Source organism: Reinekea sp., assembly GCF_982785585.1.
On record NZ_CEYAVF010000066.1, the window covers coordinates 1 to 2,771 of the forward strand.

At 47.9% G+C, this 2,771-nt stretch carries 4 protein-coding genes; 1 reads left to right on the top strand and 3 read right to left on the bottom strand.

The annotated features are described in order from the left end of the window. The first annotated feature begins 22 nt into the window (after positions 1-22). Entirely contained in the window at positions 23-496 is a 474-nt protein-coding gene (locus AC4FIC_RS14990) for a hypothetical protein (protein ID WP_100257253.1), read from the top strand. 682 nt (positions 497-1,178) lie between these two features. On the opposite strand, the gene AC4FIC_RS14995 is transcribed toward AC4FIC_RS14990, so the two are convergent. The 3 genes from AC4FIC_RS14995 to AC4FIC_RS15005 all read right to left on the bottom strand — a co-directional run. Next, the gene (locus AC4FIC_RS14995) at positions 1,179-1,832 is read right to left on the bottom strand and encodes an RES family NAD+ phosphorylase (protein ID WP_158524341.1); all 654 of its coding nucleotides are present in this window, start codon (positions 1,830-1,832) and stop codon (positions 1,179-1,181) included. Continuing rightward, a complete protein-coding gene (locus AC4FIC_RS15000) occupies positions 1,829-2,425 on the bottom strand; it encodes a hypothetical protein (protein ID WP_145980271.1) in 597 nt (198 codons plus the stop codon). The genes AC4FIC_RS14995 and AC4FIC_RS15000 overlap by 4 nt, the downstream gene beginning before the upstream one ends. Positions 2,426-2,495: 70 nt before the next feature. Then, positions 2,496-2,771, bottom strand: a 276-nt coding sequence (locus AC4FIC_RS15005) for a c-type cytochrome (protein WP_488083969.1), incomplete at its 5' end; no start/stop codon positions are given.

The window sequence follows — 2,771 nt, forward strand, 5'->3', positions numbered from 1 at the left end:
ACTTTAAATTTAAGGAGTACTCATGAAAAAAGGCAAGATCATTTGGGTTTTGATTATTTGGTTTCTGTGGGCTGTTGGAATGGATATCGAGTTGCTGTACCGCCACCAGAGCACCAATGACTATTTTGCGTATAGTAGTGCCGGATTAACCCCTCTATTTTTTATCTTAGCTGTCTCAGTTCTTATGCTTAATTTAAGCTCGTTGTTTTTTCTAATCAAACCCAAATTGATCGGTATTAAGGTTGCATATTCGGCATTAATCGCCGCAGCTATCTACAATTTACTGGCATGCGGTCTTGGGCTATTAAATATCGAAGGCATGAAGCAGGCATATAGAATGAGCAAAGAAAGCATGGGGTTGCCGATTCAGGAGGAGGCGTTACCAATGCTATTTTCTCCCACCGCTTTCGCCGGCATGCTGGGTGCATCACTGTTAGTCTATATCCTGATTGCGTTTCTAATTAGTAAGAGAAAGGCGTATTTTCGTGGGCAATAATAGGTCACAGTAAAGCTGTGGGTATAATAAAAAGGATCAGCTATTAGGAAGCTGAAAAGTTCGAACCTAATGAGCCCGTTAGTAATTATAATTAGACAAGATTCAGAAGCGAAAATTGAAGGTGGAATGTTGAAAGTAATGAGAAAATAATAACATACTTGATACCTGCCGGAATTGGTGTTTGCTATCTGAATTGGCTGTGCAGAACGCGTATAGTAAAACAATTAACATTAATTTATAAATAGGACTAAATAACATGGACTCATATCAACTGTCCGTATTTTACACAATAGTAATCTTGATTTTGGCAATATATGTCACCACGATAAGCGTTAAGTCTTTAGTTAATCCCGAGGATCTTGACTACTACTTGAGGACGTCACATAAGGCTAAATACATAGTAGAAAAATACGGAATTGAGAAATCTAAAGAACTGAGTAAAAAATATTTTATACCTTTAAGCCTTGTTATATGTGTGATTATGTTTGGGGTGGTCGTTAGGAATTTGTTTGTTCTTGTTCCGGTTCTTTTTAGAGGGTAGTCGAATCTCTGGAAACCTGGTCTTGTAATCCCCCCTTTTATAACCGATGTTAAAAGTAGGGTCCTAGGCGGCTATTGCGCTCAGCCCAGTAAGCCCACCAGTTGACCGTATCAAATACAACAGCAGCTAAAGCACCACCATTCACACCACGGTGTAACCGAGTTTTTGCCCGGTTTTATAAACCACCGTGGTCATGGCGGTGTCCGACAGATTGCGATGAAAAACCGTCTGGCTGGGTAGGGCGGACTTGGCGCGTTCAAACAGCGCGATGGCCGGTTCAGGGCCAAACATTGAGGAACGGTATGCAATACCGTCCAGTGCTGGCCACGCCTCATAAATTGCTTTCGCCCAACGCTGCGCCCGGATTCGGCTGCCTGAGTTGATCGCTGTTGATGCGCCGATTCGGGTGCAGAACGGGCCTTGCAGATCCAGCAGTTGGATGTCGCGTCGCAAAGCGAAACCGGCCAAAACAGGGCTGTTGGCCCGACGGTCAATAAGGCGGGTACTCTGGAAGTATTCAGCGAGGGCGGTGGGGATATGATTTGCGCCATGGGCGCCGTAGAGAATGCCTCGCTCTTGCGCGGCCGCGTTGGTGGACCTTGAATTGCTAATTAGATGATGGTCAAATCGACTGGCTAAGGGGCCAACGTGTCGGAATTCGTTCCAGTTCGATGGGTAGCGGCCCGATGTAGGGAAGAGCCGGCTGATGACGGTTGCCGCAGGTAGTACTAACACCACCGGTTTGATCAGGGCTAAGGCCTCTGCCGTGGGTGGGTTGGGGAACTTGGCGGTCACAATTGCGCCACCAATTGCGTTAAAATATCGGTATTGCCACCATTTTTTAGCCATTGGATCGGTGTAACGGGCACGTCTTCGAGTGACAGTTCCGCAAGCTCGGTATTAAAAAAACGATGTATCGACAGCGGATGCACATCTCCGCCCGTTCCAAGCAATACCGCTTTCATGCCGGGCAGTATTTTTCCGTCGATAAATTGCCATAACGGGTAGTAGGCCAGATCATCCAACCGAAAACAGTACAAAGCCTGCTGGGCGGTCATTTGGGAGATACGAGGCTTTGATACCTGGAGCAGTTTAGCGGCATCGGCGAAGAGGACTGAGCGCCGCCGCAGAGCTTCCATTTCAATGGCCACATCGGCCAGATGGTTGAGCATAAGTTCTGAGTCAACGGAGCTATTGACGCCGACTGCGCCGCCGGCCAGCAGAAAATCGCGTTCATCGTTAGAGAGCACGGCAACGGCTCGATCGGGCGCGTTAAAGGGGCGATTGACTAGGGAACGCGCTATCCCGATCAATACCGACTCTGGGCTACCCAAACCCGATTCTTCAATGATGCGTTGCGCGCTGGCAATATCAATCAGACTTAACAACCCTTAACGTTTCGTGTTGTTAATTATAACCCTAGGGCCGAATTAAGCACATTGTCAGCTGTATCGCAGTTCAGAGCTCACCACCTGGTATGTGTACCGAACTATTCAAAGCGGCCTGAGCCGCCAACTGCTTGTCGGTCCACAGCGTCTTCAAATGGTCGAGAATCCCTACTACCTGGGCTTCCGTTAAGATCCCCTTAAAAGCCGGCATAGTCAAAAACTCGCTACCGTTGTAGGGGTCGCGATGGCCATTCAGAGTCATCATCACTAGGTCGTCATCGGAATGGCGCCAGGTGTGGCCCTTGGCATTGTGGGGTGGGGGCGGTATATCGCCGAGGGCATTGGG